The organism is Arthrobacter sp. 9V (genome assembly GCF_902506065.1).
In the GTDB taxonomy this organism is placed as follows: Bacteria; Actinomycetota; Actinomycetes; order Actinomycetales; family Micrococcaceae; genus Arthrobacter.
This window is the reverse complement of sequence record NZ_LR732912.1, coordinates 3,249,999-3,266,492: the sequence shown is the minus strand read 5'-3', so window position 1 is coordinate 3,266,492 and position 16,494 is coordinate 3,249,999. Positions and strand designations below refer to the sequence as shown.

The window sequence follows — 16,494 nt, the reverse complement described above, 5'->3', positions numbered from 1 at the left end:
TTTGCCAGAGTTTTCTGCTTCCTACCGGGGCCGCGGTGGCATGATAGGCGCATGAGCCACGTCACGTGCGATCTGACTGTTTCCTTGGACGGATTTGTTGCCGGCCCCCATCAGCGGTTGGAGGAGCCGTTGGGCGACGGCGGAGAGTTCCTGCACAGATGGATGTTCGAAGAACCGGAGGCGAACGCCCCTGAGATTGAAGGGATCCTGGCGGCGGGTGCCTTCATCATGGGACGCAACATGTTCGCAGGGCCCGGGCCGGCCGTGTGGGACAAGGAATGGCGGGGTTGGTGGGGCGAGGAGCCGCCGTATCACGCACCCGTATTCGTGCTGACCCACCACCGCCGCGAGCCGTTGGAGATGGAAGGGGGCACAACGTTTAATTTCGTAACCGACGGCATTGAATCGGCGTTGGCGCAGGCCCGGGAAGCCGCCGGGGACAAGGATGTGGCTATTGCCGGGGGAGCGAAGACTGCCCGCCAGTATCTTTCAGCCGGGCTCATGGATGAGCTGAGGCTCCACATTTCACCCATGGTTCTTGGTGGCGGTGAGCGATTACTCGACGGCGTGGGGAACCTGACGCTCGAGCAGGCCGAGGTGCGCGGGACCGGGTTGGTCACGCACGTGCGGTATCGGGTGCTGCATTAGTCGTGGGTGGGCCCTTGTAAGGTTCGTGCCAGGAAGTTGTTCCCTTGATCGTCCCTCAAAGTACTCGTCATTCGTCTCAGCGCGGGAATCATAGCCCCTGAGGCGCCGGGCCAAGCGGAATGGACACAATGTCAGCCGCCCGCTGTACACTGAACTATCGAACATATATTCGAATAAAGGTGTGTTGTGGGCGTGATAGTCGGCCCCCGCGTGATAGACGCGGGCTTTTCCCTTATGTCAGTTCTGTTGGCACCTCTTCCGGTGGCGGCGGGGTATCCCTCGCCTGCGCAGGATTATTTTGACGGCCGGATCGATCTCAACGAGCACCTCATCAAGGACGTCACCAGCACTTTCGTGGTGAGGGTGACGGGCCAGTCCATGGAAGGAGCCGGCATCAGCGACGGCGACGAGTTGATCGTCAACCGGGCGCTGGAGCCCAAGGATGGATCCGTCGTCGTGGCTGTTCTTGACGGGGAGCTGACCATCAAAAGGTTGCGGGTCACGCCGTCGGGCGTAGTCCTGCAGGCTGATAACCCCAAGTATCCGGATATCCGTGTTCCGGCGATGTCGGAACTGACCATCTGGGGCGTCGCCACCACGTGTCTGCACCACATTTAGGAGACTCCGCGGGTCAGTGGGCCTGAGCCTGCTCGTCGCCCGCGGCTCACTGTATTGATCAAGAGGGTAATCAGCACTATTCTTTGAGTGCACATACGTGCACATATGCACTGAATGGATGGCGTGGTTTTGATGTTGTCGGTGTTGCGGAACCGAACCTACCGGAGGCTGTTTTCCGCTCAGGTCGTGGCCTTGATCGGGACGGGCCTGTTGACGGTGGCGTTGGGTTTGTTGGCGTTTGATCTGGCCGGCAGCAACGCCGGTGCGGTGATGGGAACCGCGCTGACGATCAAGATGCTGGCCTATGTGGGCTTCGCTCCGGTCATTAACGCTTTGGTGGCGCGGTTGCCGAAGAAGCCTGTGCTGATCGCAGCGGACCTGGTCAGGGCTGCCATGGCTTTGTGCCTGCCGTTCATCACGGAAGCCTGGCAGATCTATGTGGTGATCTTCTTGCTGCAGTCGGCTTCGGCGACGTTCACCCCGGCCTTCCAGTCCCTCATTCCCACGGTGCTGAAGAAGGAACGGGACTACACCCACGCCCTGTCTTTGTCCCGGCTGGCCTATGACATGGAAGCTCTGGTCAGCCCCGCGGCCGCGGCGTTGTTGTTGACCCTGGTTAGTTACAACAATCTGTTCCTGGGCACTGTGTTGGGGTTCCTGTTCTCTGCCGGGATGGTCGCCGCCACCGCACTGCCCAGGATCTCCGCGGACACGGGGGCTGCGGGATCGCTCTGGCACCGCACCACCCTGGGAGCCCGGATCTTCTGGAAGAACCGCCGCCTCCGATCCCTGCTCGCCTTGAACCTGGTGGTCGCCGCCCCAACGGCGCTGGTGCTGGTCAACTCGGTGGTCTACGTCCGCGACGTCCTCCACCGGGCAGAGGCCGATCTTGCCCTGGCCCTGGCATGTTTCGGAGTCGGGTCCATGATCGTGGCCATCACGGCTCCCCGGGTGTTGGAGCGATTCGGGGACCGGGCCGTCATGCTCACCGGCGCTGCCCTCATTCCGGTGGCCCTGGCAGTGGCAACGGCAGTGACCTTCCTGGCTTCACCGGAGGTCGGCTGGTGGTTGCTGCTGGGACTGTGGTTCCTGCTCGGCGCCAGCAACTCCACCATCCTCACCCCGTCCTCGCGGCTGTTGCGGGACGCCTCCACCGAGGCGACCAGGCCGTACGTCTTCACTGCCCAGTTCTCCCTCTCGCACGCCTGCTACATCCTCGCCTACCCCTTGGCCGGGTGGCTCGGAGCCGCGGCTGGTTTGGGTTGGGCTGCGGCAGCGCTGACAGTTCTTGCGATACTAGGAAGTACAGGAGCATTCCTGTCCTGGCCCCGGCATACCGTCACAGACGCCGGGGACCCCGTCACGAAAGATCACGAAGGAGCCAAGCGTTGAGCAGCCAACCGAGCAGCCCGTTCCCCGACGCTCCTGAAGCGCCTTCGCTGTTCCACCCGGTCACTCCCGGGCCGGATCTGCTTGAGAGCGCCGCCGGGACGCTGCGGATGCTGGCCGAGCCGACCCGATTGCACCTGCTCTGGCAACTCGCTCAAGGCCCGAAGTCCGTCACCGAACTCGTCGATGAAGCACTCGTTCCGCGGACAGTGGTCAGCCAGCACCTTGCCAAACTCCGGCTCAGCGGGTTGGTCGATACCCGCAAGGACGGCCGGCACGTCATCTATTCCCTGCACGATGGCCACCTCGTCCGGCTCATCCAGGAGACCATCAACCATGCCGACCACCAGGTCACCGGCGAACCCACCCACCACTAACCTTCACGCCCCGCAACGGCCCGGACCCGGGCGGGGTTTCGGCTCAAGCCGGCGGGGCTGTGGACGCTCGCATCACCAGTTCCGTGGTGAGGCACCTGTCCGCAACGGGTGCCTCGGGATTCCGGAGGCGGTCCAGGGCAATGGTTCCGGCGATAAGCCCCAGCTCGGCCGCGTGCAGGTCAACGGAGGTGAGATCGATGCCGTGGAGGGCCGCGACCCTGGAGTTGTCATACCCCACCAGTGAAAGCTCGCCGGGTACCGAAAGGTCCTGGGCGTAGGCGGCTTCGCGGGCGCCGAGAGCCAGTTGGTCGTTGTGGGCGAAGATTGCCGTGGGCCTATCCGCCATTCCGAGCAGTTCTGCGGTTGCGCGCTGTCCGGCGTCTTGAGTGAAATCCTCAGCCGCGAGCACAAGTGGCTTCAGCCCGGCGTCGCGCATTGTTTTCGCGTAACTCTGCCTGCGAACCGTGTGGCCGTCATAGACGGGGCCGGCCAAGTGGGCGATCCTCGTGTGACCAAGGTTGATGAGGTGTTCAGTGGCTGCGCGGGCGCCGGCGGCGTCGTCTGAATACACGCTGTCCACTCCCTCTACGGGGCGGGTCACGCTGATCAGGGGAACACTCCTGGCCAACTCCCTGACCTGCTCGTCCGAGTCCAGCAGGGTGGCGGCGATGACTATTCCAACGTGAGCCTCCATCAGGGATTTCAAGGCACCCTGGTCCTCGCCGTCAGTGGACCGCGAGACACTCAGGATAAGCCTGTTTGATTGCTCGTGCAGTGCCGTGCGGACGCCGCTGAGGATGTCCGCGTATACCTCGTTGCGAATGTCCATGAGATAAAGTCCGACGGCGGACCGATGCTTCCGTGCGAGATCGGCGGCTACTGCGTTGGGCCGGTAGCCCAGACGCTTGGCGGCATCGAAGATGGCCTGCTTGGTTTCGTCGCTGACGCCAGGGGCGCCGCGGAAGGCGAAGGACACCAAAGTCCGGGAAACGCCGACCTCCTTGGCGACGTCGCTTTGGGTGGTGGAGCGGTGGCGGTTGTCCGTAACCATGTCTTCATCCTCCCACGGTGGGGAGTTCTCGAATGAGTGATTTGTTAGTTTGACCTTACATTTAAGCCTTTCGCGCGTTAGTCTTTATTCAGAGCGGGTGAGTATGACCCGCGCCACACCGACAAAGGAGTCCTGATGTCTGCTACGCAAACGCAGCGGGGAGCCGCCGATGGCCTCGCGCTTCCTCCGCTGACCAATGGTCCCCACCGAAAGCGCCTGGGCCTGGTTGCCTTGGTGGCTACCTTCGGGGGTCTGCTCTTCGGCTACGACACGGGCGTCATCAATGGCGCGCTGAGGCCCATGACGGCGGACCTGGGCCTCACGCCGTTGACGGAAGGCATTGTGACCAGCTCCCTGCTCTTCGGCGCAGCGGCCGGAGCAGTGGGCGGCGGCCGGCTTTCTGATTCGTGGGGCCGCCGGAAGACCATCATCCTGCTCGCCGTGCTGTTCCTGGCCGGCACGATCGCTTGCGTGTTCGCGCCCAGCTTTGAAGTCATGGTCTTGGGACGCGTCATTCTCGGCCTGGCCGTTGGCGGAGCCTCCACGGTGGTGCCCGTATTCCTTGCCGAACTGGCGCCTTATGAAATCCGAGGTTCGCTGGCTGGCCGGAACGAACTCATGATCGTCATAGGGCAGCTCGCGGCCTTCGTGGTCAACGCCATCATCGGCAACGTTTGGGGCGAAGTTGAGGGAGTCTGGCGCATCATGCTTGCCGTTGCCGCCCTGCCCGCAATCGCCCTCTTCTTCGGCATGCTACGGATGCCTGAATCGCCGCGTTGGCTCATCTCCAAGGGCCGCTGGGAAGAAGCACTGGTGGTCTTGAAGACCATCCGCTCCGTGGAGCGGGCTGAGGCTGAGATGGCCGACGTCAAGCACCTCGCTGATGAGGAGCGTGCCTCCAAGGCCACGTCCTGGGGGGCCCTCAAGGACAAGTGGATCCTGCGCATCATCCTGGTGGGTATCGGCCTGGGAGTGGCTCAGCAGCTGACAGGCATCAACTCGATCATGTATTACGGCCAGTCCGTGCTGGTTGAAGCCGGCTTCAACTCAAGTGGGGCCCTGATTGCCAACATCGCGCCAGGCGTGATTGCCGTGGTAGGCGGCGTGATCGCCCTGACTCTTATGCAGCGCGTCAACCGCCGCACCACTCTGCTTCTTGGGTTCACCCTGACCACAGTCTGTCACTTCCTCATCGGCATCGCCTCCATCGTCTTGCCGGTAGGAAATGCAGCACGCCCGTTCGTCATCTTGTTCCTGGTGGTGGCTTTCGTCGGCTCCATGCAGACGTTCCTCAACATTGCCGTGTGGGTGATGTTGTCCGAGATCTTCCCACTGCATGTTCGCGGGTTTGCCATTGGCTTGTCGGTGTTTTGCCTCTGGATCGCAAATGCCCTGTTGGGCCTCTTCTTCCCCACGCTGGTGGCCGGAGTCGGGATCACCGGGACGTTCTTCCTCTTCGGGGTTGTGGGAGTCCTGGCCCTGATCTTCATCTACACGCAGGTTCCTGAAACCCGGGGACGTACGCTGGAGGCCCTTGAAGAAGACGTGACCACCGGAGCCATCTACCTGGTGCACAAGAAGGAGCCTGTGGGTTCCTAGATTTCATAGCCGTCGGTTCCGCTGGCCAAAGCTCCACGATGACGTCAAAAGCGTGATTGGATAGCGGCGTGCGGAAACGGTTGCAAGGGGACGACGTAACGGCGAGCGGGTTGGGCGCTTCCCGAGTGGGGTCAGAGGTTTCCGGGGAAACGGACTCGGCGCGATCCGCCGCGCGGCCTCGTCTCACGTGGGGCATCGTGTCGGCCCTCGTCTCGGTGCTGCTGGGAGCGGCAGCCCAAGCCTCCGCAGCGTGGGTCAGTGATTCATTGCCTGAGGTTCTGGTCTACTTCGTCATGCCGGGGTGGGCGCTCATTCTCTGTTGTCACCTTCTAAGCGGGGTCGCTGCCTTGGCAGCACTGGTTCTGCTGGTTCCGGTGCTGGTCAGGCGGATTTCCCGCGGCTGGATCCGGCGGCTGACTGCTGTTCTTGCAGTCCTGGCCAGTGTCACGTCGGCTCTGCCGTGGTCTATGTATTCTGCTGGCGTGGGGCTAGCCGCCGTGGCGGCAACATACGCCCAAGTGACGGCCAGCAGCGGGGAAAGTGTCCTCGTCGAACAATCAGGTTTCGACCCACAAACCTATTCCGTTTATTCACAAAAATCGTGGGGGCTCTGGCAGCGAAGTGTCCCGTGGCTGTCCGCCACAGAGGTCTTCGAACCCAAGGACTGCACGCTGACGGGCGGAAGTAGCAACCTTGTGCTCCACTGCGGAGCCGATGACATCGTGGTGCCACGCGTAGGTGATTAGCCGCGCCAATTCCTTGCGTGAAATTTGCTTGGTTTCTGATGCCACGTTTTCCGGTCTACCGGACATGAGTAGGTGACAGACATTATTGAAGGTTGTGGGGGAAGCATGAACGACGACCAACTTGATCGGGCACTCCGGGGTGCCGATCCAGCCAACCAATGGGCCATGACACCGGAAACCACGGCGGGTATCTCTGGCCACTTGCGGGCATTAGAGTCCTCACGGCAGCCGTCTTCGAAAAGCAAACACCGCAGGTGGATCGCGTTTCTGCTTGCTGGCGCGACGTGCCTGGGCGGGGTCAGCGTCGCTGCGCCCGCTGTCGCGAACTTCATGGGCTTCCTTACCGAAGAAGTCGAGAACCCACTGCCGGTTCCAACGGCTGCCAGCGAAGGGCCGGTTCGGAACGAGGCGATCCCCAACTCGGAATGGATCAACCCGCTCGCTTCTGACTACGCTGAGTTCGCGAAGACAAAGTATGCGTCCCTTCCGTTGCCAGCGAGGTATGACGAAGCACGGCTGAAGAACGCTTCCGCTTTCAAAGAGGCGGATATGTACCGGGCTAACGATCAGGGCGACGGCATCATCACCCAAGACATTGCCCCAACTGTCCGGTATGAAAACATCGTCCGGTGCATCTGGCAGAAGGAGTGGCTGGACCAGCACCAGCAAGGGAATTCCCAGGGCCAAGCTGCAGCTGTGTCGGTCCTTCGGCAGTCGTTGGCGTGGCCTGCCACCGTCGCCACTGATGGCGGAGGAGTCGTGGAACGCATGACCGTAACAGTTTCTGCAGCCGAGTCCGGCAAGGCTGACCAGATGGCAGAGGATCAGCGGCGCCTCGGCTGTCAGGGCCTGATCAAGGGATTGGAGCAGTGACGCGGACGGACCTTGAAACCATGGCGTCGTCACTCAATACCGAGGCAGCTTTCGAGGACTGTGCCCGAGTCCTGACTCCCGCTTTGATGGCCTATTTCATTCGCCGGGTTGATCCCGTTGATGACGCCACCGATTGCGTGTCCGAGACTCTTCTTGTGCTGTGGCGTCAACGCGAGCGGCTACCCGCCAATGTGGACGAACAGCGGGCTTGGAGTTTCGGTGTCGCTAAGCGCGTGCTGGCCAATTATCGACGTGGCAAGTTCCGCAGGGTGGCCCTGTCCGAGAAACTGCGTGCCTGCCTGGTTCACCAACCAGCACCTGGGCACCAACTCGGTGCCGAAGTGCACTCGGCCCTCGCCGCTTTGCGCCCGAAGGACCGCGAACTGGTCATGTTGATCGTGTGGGACGGGTTCGGTGTGGCCGGTGCCGGTGCCTTGTTGGGTTTGTCGGCAACAGCTGCCAGGACCCGCTACTCACGGGCCAGGAAACACTTGAGGGCTACCATCAGCAGCTGAGTTCTTCGGATTGTCGGGGCCTCGCAGTACAGTAGAGGCATTAGAACATATGTTCGAATGCACGGCGTGTCACGCACCCAAACGCAGGCGCGCGTGCTAGTGCCGAACCCGGGAGTGGAATGTCCAAGCCAGCGCTCATGCATCGAATGCAGGAGATCGCCCACGTGGATATCAACTGCTTTTACGCGTCGGCTGAGCGTGCCTTCAATCCCGCATTGGAGGGCAAGCCGCTGATCGTCCTGTCCAACAACGACGGCTGCGCTGTAACACGGTCGCCGGAGGCCAAGAAGCTGGGGATCGGGCTGGGGGAGCCCTGGTTCAAGCTTGCTCCGCGCGCCAAGGAATGGGGCCTCATTGCGCTCTCAAGCAACTATGAACTCTACGGAGACATCAGTTCGCGGGTCATGGAACTTCTGGCGCGATACTCCGCGTGGCAGGAGGTGTACTCCATTGATGAGGCATTCCTGGGAGTAAAAGGGCAGTCGGAGGAGCTGCTGAAGTTGGGGCGCACCATCAAAGATGCCTGTCAACGGCACGTGGGGGTTCCCGTGTGCGTAGGAATAGCGCGCACCAAGACCCTCGCAAAGCTGGCCAACAAATGGGCCAAGCACAACCCGGCCTTCAATGGGGTGTGCCGTTGGGACTCCGTCCCCGAGGCCGATCGCGAAGCGCTCATGGCCCGGCTCTCCGTGATCGAGATTTGGGGTGTCGCCACGAGGCTCACAAAGCGCCTGAATGCGATGGGCATCTTCTCAATCCTTGACCTGGTGCGCGCTGACCCCGTGGCGTTGCGGGACAAATTCTCCATCGTGATGATGCGGACCGTCCTGGAGCTGCAAGGTACGCCCTGCATCCCCATGGAGGAAGAACGGATCGGACGGGACCAACTGATCTTCTCCCGGTCCTTCTCTACGCCGATCACCACGGCCGCCCAGTTGCGGCAGGTGCTGAGCGTCTACGGGCAAATGGCGAGTGCGAGGCTGGCCAAGCACGATCTCCAAGCCAAACTGCTGACCGCCTTTGCCGCAACATCGGTCTACAACCCCAATGACAAGTCATTCCCCACCGTCAACGTCAAGCTACCTATGCCCACATCCGATCCGGTGTTGCTGACCAAGGCTGCCCATGCCCTGGTCCCCAGGATCCAGGAAGGAGTGAGATACGCAAAGGCCGGGATCATGGTCACTGACCTGCGCCCCAGCGGCAACCAAAAACCCTTGGAAATCTTCGAGAACCGGCATGAGGAACGCGGCATCGGCCCCCTGCTGGAGCAAGTCAGCAAGCGGTACGGCAGAGGCTCCATCGGACTGGGCCATGCGGGAATAAAAGGCGGCCCGGACTGGTCCATGAAGCGCAACATGCTCAGTCCCCGCTACACCACCAACTGGGACGAGCTTCCCCTGGTCAAAGCGGCCTAGCGTGTCAGAAAACCTAGGCCCGAAGCCGGTAACCCCGCTTAACAACCGTTTCCACGAGCTTGCCGTCCGGGAGGGAGGACCGCAGCCGGCTCACCGTCATGTCCAAGGCATGTACAGAACCCCGCAAGTCCAGCAGGTCGGACAAAGCCTCCCGGGACAGGACGGCTCCGCCTGCACCCAGCAGCGCTCGCAGCAGCAAGAGGGGAGCAGGTGCAAGGTCCACCACCTCGCCGTTGATCCGCAAGCAACGCCCGCGGAGCTCAATGGTGGCGCTCTTGGTTTCCAAACGTCGCACGTGGTTCAGAGAGAGATGCTCGGTCACCAGCCTGATGAGGGCACCCATGCGGTAGCGATCAGGGATCAAGGGGCTCAGCCCGGCGTCCACCAGTGGTTGAGCAGTGACCGGCCCCACGGCAGCCACCGTCACCGGTCCCTTAAGGGCTTCGATCAGCTGGCGGTAAAGTCCCATCTCGTGAGCGGTGCTCCACATCGCATCCACTGCCGGGGCACTGGTAAACGTCAGGACGTCCAGGTTGCCGCCCACCACTGCTTCGATCAGGCGCGGCAGCTTGTCTTCGCCGTCGGGCTTCACCCAGCGGTACGGAGTCACCGTCAGGACCCTGGCCCCGGACATCCGGAGCCTCTCCAACTGGCGGACGTCCGTGTAACCGTGCAACTGCACGGCCACGGTCTTGCCGCGAACGCCCTCCACCAGGAGCATGTCCACCAAGGTGGCTGTGGTTTCGTCACTGCTGATTCCGACGTCGGCAAGACCGGCCGCCCGCACGGCACCGCGGGCTTTGGGCCCACGGACGAACATGCGGCAGGCGGACAGCGTTTCCAGGAGTTGCTCGCCGATGCCGAAGGAATCCGCGGCCTCACACCAGCGGCGCATCCCGTAAGCCGTAGTGGCGATGCAGATGTCCGGTTTGGCCGCGATGATGGTGCGGGTGTCCTCGATGAGGACCATGTCCTCCTGGACAGGAGCGATCTTCAGGGCGGGGGCGTGCAACACGCTCGCACCGCGGCGCTCCAGTGCCTCAATGAGGTCCCGGGAGCGGCGGTGCGAGGTGACCCCAATGCGGAATCCGTCCAGCGGCGCTTCAACGGCTTCGGATACTTCCGGCGCGGCGGTAGCGTCCTGGAGTTCAATGGCACGTGCAACAGTCATGTGTTCTTACCTTCAGGCTTCAAGGAGCGAAGCCGCGAGTCGGCTCAGTTCGGCGGATGCTTCGGCATGGTTTCGGTTGGCTTCAGCAACCCGAACCACCTCGCCTATGACCAGGACTGCGGGATTACTGCAGCCGGTGGCTGCCGTTTCGATGGTACCGAGGTCAGCGATGGTGGTGCGCTGTCCCGGGCGGTATCCGCGTTCCACCACGGCCATGGGCATCTCCGAAGTCATTCCCGCGCGGCGCAGGCCGGCTGCCAGTTGGGGGAGGGTTCCGATGCCCATGAGGACCACGATCGTGCCACCAAGGCCGGCAAGGTGAGTGTGTTCCTTCTCCGTCAGGGGGGCATGGCCGGACACTACGGTGAACATGTGGCTCACCTCGCGGTGAGTCACCGGAATGCCGGCTGCGGCCGGAACGGAGATGGCGCTGGTGACACCCGAAATGACCCTCACGGGGATGCCGGCAGCAACACATGCAGCCACTTCTTCCCCGCCGCGGCCGAACACGTAGGGATCCCCGCCCTTGAGCCGGACCACATTCTTGCCCAGCAGTGCAGCTTCGACCATCAGCTTCTCGATGTCCCTCTGCGTTACTTTGTGGAGCCCGGGCTGCTTTCCCACGTCTACCAGATCCGCAGAGGTCAGCTCTGCCAGTTCCTGGTAAGGAGCGAGCCGGTCATAGAACACCACGTCAGCGTCCCGCAAGGCATCTACGGCACCCACGGTGAGCAGGTCCAAGGCGCCCGGACCGCCACCCACCAGGGTCACATGGCCATCGGCTCCGGCTGCAGGTTCAAACGCTACGGGGATCCCGGCGTCGCGGCATCGTTCCAGCAGCGGCAACCAACCGGAGTCGCCGTCATCCACTACCGCCACCAAAAAGGGGCGCTCAGGCAGTTGTCCGTCGCCCGGTGCCCCTTCCGGGGCGCTGAGCCTGTAGACGTTGGCGCCGGCCCGCTGGTAGCGGCGGATTGCCTGGCGGGCAGACTTTTCGGATCCTGCGACCAGGACGTCGCGGCCGGTGAGATCAATGGTGAGCTGCATGGTGAACCCCTAGTTTTCTGCGCCGACGGTTTCGCTGCGGACCGGGATGGTGGAGGCGATGAGCACGCCACCCTTTTCCTCGTTGGTGGCCGGCCGGATCTGGCCGCGCTCCGGAACGAAGGAAATGGACTCGTCCTTCTGGTTGGGGGCGTTGACGAAGGAGCGGAAACGGCGGAGGCGCTCCGGGTCCTTCAGGGTCTCGGCCCACTCGTCCTCGTAGGTGTCAATGTGCTTGGCCATGGCTGCTTCAAGCTCTTCGGCAATGCCCAGGGAGTCGTTGACCACCACGTCCTCCACGTGCTTGATGCCGCCGTCGAGCTCTTCCTGCCAGCGCGCGGTGCGCTGGAGGCGGTCAGCAGTGCGGATGTAGTACATGAGGTAACGGTCGATGTACTTCAGCAGGGTTTCATCGTCCAGGTCCTTGGCCAGCAGCTGGGCATGCGCGGGCGTGGCGCCGCCGTTACCGCCAACGTAAAGGTTCCAACCGTCAGCCGTGGCAATCACGCCAACATCCTTACCGCGCGCTTCTGCACACTCGCGGGCGCAACCGGAGACGCCCATCTTCAGCTTGTGCGGGCTGCGGAGGCCGCGGTACCGCAGCTCCAAGGCGATGGCCATGGCCACGGAGTCCTGGACGCCGAACCGGCACCAGGTGGATCCAACACAGGACTTCACCGTGCGCAGGCTCTTGCCGTAGGCCTGGCCGGATTCAAAGCCGGCATCCACCAGTTCTTTCCAGATCTCAGGCAGTTGCTCCAGGCGCGCACCGAACATATCGATGCGCTGGCCACCGGTGATCTTGGTGTACAGGTTGTACTTCTCAGCAACAGCCGCGATGACACCCAGGCCCTTGGGCGTGATCTCACCGCCCGCGATGCGGGGAACCACAGAGTAAGTGCCGTCCTTCTGCATGTTCGCCAAAGCGCGGTCGTTGGTGTCCTGCAGCGAACCGCGGCCGGCGTCCAGGACGTACGCGGAGTGCTGGCTTGCCAGGATGGAGGCGATGGTCGGCTTGCAGATATCGCAACCCGCGCCGGTACCGTACTTGGCCATGATGTCTTCAAAGGACGTGAGTTCCAGGACGCGGATGGCGTCGAAGAGTTCCTGCCGGGAAAGGCTGATGTGCTCACAGAGTGCCTTGGAGACTTCAATGCCGGACTTCTGCAATTCGCCTTCCAGAAGCTTCTTGAGCATGGGGACGCAGGACCCACATTGAGTGCCCGCGCGGGTGCAGCCCTTCAGCTCGCCAAGTTCCTGCACAGGGGAATTGCCCTCGCAGGCACCGCAACCGTTGATGGTGTCGCGGATGGTGCCGGCAGCTACGTTATTGCAGGAACACAGGATCGCATCGTCCGGAAGCTCGGTCTCAGGAGCCTCCCCGCCACCGGCAGCGCTCAAATAGGCGCCAGGTTCGGCAGGGAGTTCGCGGCCCAGGAGCGGGCGGAGACTCATGTACGGGGAAGCGTCGCCCACGAAGATGCCGCCCAAAAGGGTCTTGGCATCATCGGTGGTGACAATCTTCTGGTAGACGCCACGAGCGGGGTCGGCGTAGACAATCTCCAAGGAGTGCTCGGTCCGGGCAAACGCGTCACCGAAGCTGGCCACGTCAACGCCGGACAACTTCAGCTTGGTAGCCGTGTCAAAACCCGGGAATGTTGCTTCGCCACCGTGCAGGCGATCAGCCACGATCTCGGCCATGGTGTTGGCCGGAGCCACCAGGCCCAGGCACATGCCTTCGAAGTTGGCCACTTCGCCGATGGCCCAAATGCCATCCACTTCCGTGGCACAGAAATCATTGATGACCACGCCGCCGCGCTGGCCCAGCCTAAACAGCTGCTCTTCACCTTCTGCAGCACGGAAAAGGTCGTCCCTGGGCCTGACGCCGATAGCCACAATCACGAGGTCCGCCTCGATGGTGCGGCCATCAGCCATCAGCACACCGGTGACGTTGCCGTCGTCGTCAGTGATGACTTCGGAGGGGAAAACCCCACCGTGGACTTCGAATCCCTTGGCCTCAATCAGACGGCCAAGTGCCTGGCCTGCACCCTCGTCCAGCTGGGTGTTCATCAGCCACGGAGCACCGTTGATAACAATCGGCGTGGCACCCAACTGCTCGGTGCCGGCAGCGGACTCAAGTCCAAGCAAACCCCCGCCAATGGTGACCGCGTTGACCTTACGGCCCAACTTTTCCCGCAGCTCGGCAATGGCCTTATTGATGGCCCAGACGTCCTCGAGCGTGCGGTAAACGTGGGTGTGCTCGGAACCCGGGATGGGGAGGCGGGCAGCGTCCGAACCGGAAGCCACCACCAAGTGGTCGTATTCGTACTTGTTGCCGGCAGCGGTGAGGACACTCTTGGCAGCGGGGTCGATCTTGACGGCGCGCTCGCCGGTCATCAACGTCAGGGCCTCGTGGTCCCACATGGAGGCATCGCCCAACGTGAGATCCACTCCGGTCTCGGTGAGGGCCTTGCTCAGCGCTACGCGATCATAGGGGAGGTGTGCCTCTTCGGTCAGCACCGTAACCTGCCAACCTTCAAGTCCGCGATTGACCATGGCATCGGCGAAACGGTGGGCAGCGGGGCCGCCGCCGACGACGACGACGCGGCGCGGGTTCTCTGTACTTGAAGTGTGTCCGGTCACTGGTGGGCCTTTCGCAGATGTTGCAGACGGATCTGTCGCAACTTGTGGTTCCAGCCTAGGGACGGGCAGTTTCGCTTCAGTTTCCCCTTTGTTTCGTGATCTTAACTTCTGCATCACGAACGCATTTCAGGTGGCGTGAGGTCTCTTTTACGCGTTCGTCACAAACACGGACAACCGATGAAACACCCCGGTCCTAGCTTGGAGTAGTGGCCGCAAGCGTGGCCCGGTCCGGGGGAGTGACGGTGAAAATGCCAGCACCCGGACACTGCGAGAGGGGCTGAAATGACCGTTATTCTGGACCGTGCCGACCACCTGACCACCACCGCCACGTGGCACCGTGTTTGCCCGGTGGACGAACTCGAACTGGCTTGGGGTGAGGCCGCATTGATCGCCGGACGTCAGGTTGCGCTGTTCCGCACTGCGCCCACCGAAGTCTTCGCTGTGGCACAGCAGGATCCGGCGACGCTCGCCAACGTCATGGCCCGCGGAATCATTGGATCACGCGGAAGCCGGCCAACCATCGCCTCGCCGCTGCACAAAGAGGTCTACGACCTCCAAACCGGTGAGTGCTTCACCAATCCCGAGCTGAAGCTCGACGCGTTTGCCACCCGTTTGGTGGATGGCTTCATTGAGGTTGAACTCTAAGAGCTTTACAAGCCCAATGCTTCGCGGACGTCCCTGAGAACATCATCCAGGGACGTTCGCGCTGCTTGGCGTGCAGCGGCCAGTTCCGCCGCGGACTCCACGGGCTGAATGACCTCCAGATAGCACTTGAGCTTGGGTTCCGTGCCGCTGGGACGAATGATGACGCGGCTCTGGTCCCGTGTAAGGTACAGCAAACCGTCCGTGGGAGGCAGGGCGTCGCTTCCTTCGGCAAGGTCAGTGAAGACCTCGACGGCGGAGCCTCCGAACACTTCGGGCGGGTTGACCCGCAACCGGTTCATCATGGCGTCGAGCAGTCCCAGATCGGCTACGCGGATACTGAGCTGGTCGCTCGCATGCAGCCCGTGTACCAGATACAGGTCATCGAGGGTGTCAAAGATGGTCTTGCCGTCTGCTTTGGCTGTTGCAGCAAGTTCCGCGATCAGCACTGCTGCTGAAATTCCGTCCTTGTCGCGCACCAAGTCCGGCGCCACGCAGTATCCCAAGGCTTCCTCATACCCGTAGCTGAGGTTGGGTACTCGTGAAATCCATTTGAAGCCGGTGAGGGTTTCCTCATGGGCGTACCCTGCTGCCGCCGCGATGCGGGAGAGCAACCGGGAGGACACGATCGAGTTGGCGAAGACGCCCGTTTGCGGCTCATCGCCAGAAGCAGCAGCCATGCGCGCTACTACGTGGGCGCCCAGGAGGGCTCCTACTTCGTCGCCGCGGAGCATCCGCCAAGCTCCCGTGGCGGGATGCAGCGCAGCAACGGCGGCCCGATCGGCGTCGGGGTCGTTGGCCAAAACGATGTCCGCATCTGAGTCGGCAGCAGCCGCTAGAGCCAGGTCCAGGGCGCCGGGCTCCTCCGGATTGGGGAACGCGACGGTGGGGAAGTCCGGATCCGGTTCTGCTTGTTCGGCAACCAGCGTGACATCGCTGAAGCCGGCAGCGTTCAGGACAGAGACGGCCGTTTCGCCGCCAACACCGTGCATGGGTGTCAGGACGATCTTGAGGTCCCGGGCAGGGAAATGTGCCCGATCCACCAGCCCTGCCATAGCACTTTCATACTCGCCGGCAATGGATGCGGGCAGCACGGTCCAGCCGTTCTCTGCCAGTTCAATCGAATCCAGGGCGCCAACGGCCTCGATCTTCGCTGCGATCCCGGCGTCGTAGGGTGCCACAATCTGCGAACCGCGTCCGTTTTCGGACACAGCGTGCCGTCCGAGGTAAACCTTGTAACCGTTGTCTTGCGGCGGGTTGTGGCTGGCTGTGACCATTACGCCGCCGTCGCAATCCAGTGAGCGGACCGCGTAGGCGAGCAACGGCGTCGGAAGCGCTGCCGGCATCAGGAAGGTTTCGATGCCTGCTGCTGTGAAGATCGCTGCGGTTTCCTGCGCGAAGATGTCCGAGTTATGGCGGGCATCGAAGCCGACGACGGCGCGAGGCCGGGTTCCGGGCGCAACTGAGGCTACCGTCTCGGCGAGGAAAGCGGCGAGGCCTGCCGCTGCCCGGCGGACAACAACGCGGTTCATCCGGTTGGGGCCGGGGCCGAGCGCTGCCCTGAGGCCGGCTGTGCCGAATTGCAGGGTGCCGTTGAAGCTGTCGCCCAGTTCCTGTGTTGCTCCCGCGTCACCGCTCTCAGCGAGCCGGGCGAGCTCCACCAGAGCCACCGCCGTCGCCGGATCCGGGTCTTGGGAAGCCCATTTGCGGGCGTCGGTGATGAGCTGGTCAAATGCGGCATCGCTGGATGTCATAGGGAC

Annotated in this window: 15 protein-coding genes; 10 read left to right on the top strand and 5 right to left on the bottom strand. The window is 62.6% G+C overall.

The window, feature by feature from the left end:
- Positions 1–51 precede the first annotated feature (51 nt).
- The 4 genes from BACI9J_RS14970 to BACI9J_RS14955 all read left to right on the top strand — a co-directional run bounded on the left by BACI9J_RS14970 (position 52) and on the right by BACI9J_RS14955 (position 3,032).
- Entirely contained in the window at positions 52–648 is a 597-nt protein-coding gene (locus BACI9J_RS14970; RefSeq protein ID WP_159735076.1) for a dihydrofolate reductase family protein, read from the top strand.
- 186 nt (positions 649–834) lie between these two features.
- Positions 835–1,266: a LexA family protein gene (locus tag BACI9J_RS14965; RefSeq protein ID WP_159735075.1), complete on the top strand. Its 432-nt coding sequence runs from the start codon at positions 835–837 to the stop codon at positions 1,264–1,266.
- Positions 1,267–1,398: 132 nt separating this feature from the next.
- Positions 1,399–2,658, top strand: a complete 1,260-nt coding sequence (locus tag BACI9J_RS14960) for an MFS transporter (protein WP_159736489.1) — start codon at positions 1,399–1,401, stop codon at positions 2,656–2,658.
- Complete coding sequence (locus BACI9J_RS14955) at positions 2,655–3,032, top strand: ArsR/SmtB family transcription factor (RefSeq protein ID WP_159735074.1); 378 nt, start codon at positions 2,655–2,657, stop codon at positions 3,030–3,032. Before BACI9J_RS14960 ends, BACI9J_RS14955 begins: the two co-directional genes overlap by 4 nt.
- Before the next feature lie 43 nt (positions 3,033–3,075).
- Here the strand turns inward: BACI9J_RS14955 and BACI9J_RS14950 are convergent, their stop codons facing one another.
- Positions 3,076–4,083 carry a LacI family DNA-binding transcriptional regulator gene (locus tag BACI9J_RS14950; protein ID WP_159735073.1) on the bottom strand — a complete coding sequence of 336 codons (1,008 nt, stop codon included), beginning with the start codon at positions 4,081–4,083 and terminating at the stop codon, positions 3,076–3,078.
- A 135-nt stretch (positions 4,084–4,218) separates the two neighbouring features.
- On the opposite strand from BACI9J_RS14950, the gene BACI9J_RS14945 reads away from it, so the two are divergent.
- From BACI9J_RS14945 to BACI9J_RS14925, 5 genes are all read left to right on the top strand, one after another.
- Entirely contained in the window at positions 4,219–5,682 is a 1,464-nt protein-coding gene (locus tag BACI9J_RS14945; protein ID WP_159735072.1) for a sugar porter family MFS transporter, read from the top strand.
- Positions 5,683–5,879: 197 nt separating this feature from the next.
- On the top strand, positions 5,880–6,428 hold the full coding sequence (locus BACI9J_RS14940; protein WP_159735071.1) for a hypothetical protein: 549 nt from the start codon (positions 5,880–5,882) through the stop codon (positions 6,426–6,428).
- Positions 6,429–6,533: 105 nt separating this feature from the next.
- Positions 6,534–7,301: a hypothetical protein gene (locus BACI9J_RS14935; protein ID WP_159735070.1), complete on the top strand. Its 768-nt coding sequence runs from the start codon at positions 6,534–6,536 to the stop codon at positions 7,299–7,301.
- Positions 7,298–7,816 (top strand): RNA polymerase sigma factor, encoded by a 519-nt coding sequence (locus BACI9J_RS14930; RefSeq protein WP_159735069.1) that lies wholly within the window; start codon positions 7,298–7,300, stop codon positions 7,814–7,816. Before BACI9J_RS14935 ends, BACI9J_RS14930 begins: the two co-directional genes overlap by 4 nt.
- 119 nt (positions 7,817–7,935) lie before the next feature.
- Positions 7,936–9,234 carry a Y-family DNA polymerase gene (locus tag BACI9J_RS14925; protein ID WP_159735068.1) on the top strand — a complete coding sequence of 433 codons (1,299 nt, stop codon included), beginning with the start codon at positions 7,936–7,938 and terminating at the stop codon, positions 9,232–9,234.
- Positions 9,235–9,247: 13 nt separating this feature from the next.
- On the opposite strand, the gene BACI9J_RS14920 is transcribed toward BACI9J_RS14925, so the two are convergent.
- Genes BACI9J_RS14920 through nirB form a run of 3 tightly spaced genes read right to left on the bottom strand, consistent with a single transcriptional unit; the run spans position 9,248 to position 14,092 of the window.
- Entirely contained in the window at positions 9,248–10,405 is a 1,158-nt protein-coding gene (locus BACI9J_RS14920; RefSeq protein ID WP_159735067.1) for a uroporphyrinogen-III synthase, read from the bottom strand.
- Positions 10,406–10,417: 12 nt separating this feature from the next.
- Positions 10,418–11,452, bottom strand: a complete 1,035-nt coding sequence (gene cobA, locus BACI9J_RS14915) for a uroporphyrinogen-III C-methyltransferase (RefSeq protein ID WP_159735066.1) — start codon at positions 11,450–11,452, stop codon at positions 10,418–10,420.
- A gap of 9 nt (positions 11,453–11,461) precedes the next feature.
- The gene (nirB, locus tag BACI9J_RS14910; protein ID WP_159735065.1) at positions 11,462–14,092 is read right to left on the bottom strand and encodes a nitrite reductase large subunit NirB; all 2,631 of its coding nucleotides are present in this window, start codon (positions 14,090–14,092) and stop codon (positions 11,462–11,464) included.
- A 282-nt stretch (positions 14,093–14,374) separates the two neighbouring features.
- On the opposite strand from nirB, the gene nirD reads away from it, so the two are divergent.
- Complete coding sequence (nirD, locus tag BACI9J_RS14905) at positions 14,375–14,737, top strand: nitrite reductase small subunit NirD (RefSeq protein ID WP_159735064.1); 363 nt, start codon at positions 14,375–14,377, stop codon at positions 14,735–14,737.
- Between the two features lie 5 nt (positions 14,738–14,742).
- On the opposite strand, the gene BACI9J_RS14900 is transcribed toward nirD, so the two are convergent.
- Positions 14,743–16,488, bottom strand: coding sequence for a phospho-sugar mutase (locus tag BACI9J_RS14900; protein WP_159735063.1), 1,746 nt, complete (start codon positions 16,486–16,488; stop codon positions 14,743–14,745).
- Positions 16,489–16,494 lie beyond the last annotated feature (6 nt).

What these genes read in the sequence shown, in the direction of transcription:
- BACI9J_RS14920 (WP_159735067.1), bottom strand. Translation starts at nt 10,405, where the DNA reads ATGACTGTTGCACGTGCCATTGAACTCCAGGACGCTACCGCCGCGCCG.
- BACI9J_RS14935 (WP_159735070.1), top strand. Translation starts at nt 6,534, where the DNA reads ATGAACGACGACCAACTTGATCGGGCACTCCGGGGTGCCGATCCAGCC.
- BACI9J_RS14900 (WP_159735063.1), bottom strand. Translation starts at nt 16,488, where the DNA reads ATGACATCCAGCGATGCCGCATTTGACCAGCTCATCACCGACGCCCGC.
- cobA (WP_159735066.1), bottom strand. Translation starts at nt 11,452, where the DNA reads ATGCAGCTCACCATTGATCTCACCGGCCGCGACGTCCTGGTCGCAGGA.
- nirD (WP_159735064.1), top strand. Translation starts at nt 14,375, where the DNA reads ATGACCGTTATTCTGGACCGTGCCGACCACCTGACCACCACCGCCACG.
- BACI9J_RS14945 (WP_159735072.1), top strand. Translation starts at nt 4,219, where the DNA reads ATGTCTGCTACGCAAACGCAGCGGGGAGCCGCCGATGGCCTCGCGCTT.
- BACI9J_RS14960 (WP_159736489.1), top strand. Translation starts at nt 1,399, where the DNA reads ATGTTGTCGGTGTTGCGGAACCGAACCTACCGGAGGCTGTTTTCCGCT.
- BACI9J_RS14950 (WP_159735073.1), bottom strand. Translation starts at nt 4,083, where the DNA reads ATGGTTACGGACAACCGCCACCGCTCCACCACCCAAAGCGACGTCGCC.
- BACI9J_RS14925 (WP_159735068.1), top strand. Translation starts at nt 7,936, where the DNA reads ATGTCCAAGCCAGCGCTCATGCATCGAATGCAGGAGATCGCCCACGTG.
- BACI9J_RS14970 (WP_159735076.1), top strand. Translation starts at nt 52, where the DNA reads ATGAGCCACGTCACGTGCGATCTGACTGTTTCCTTGGACGGATTTGTT.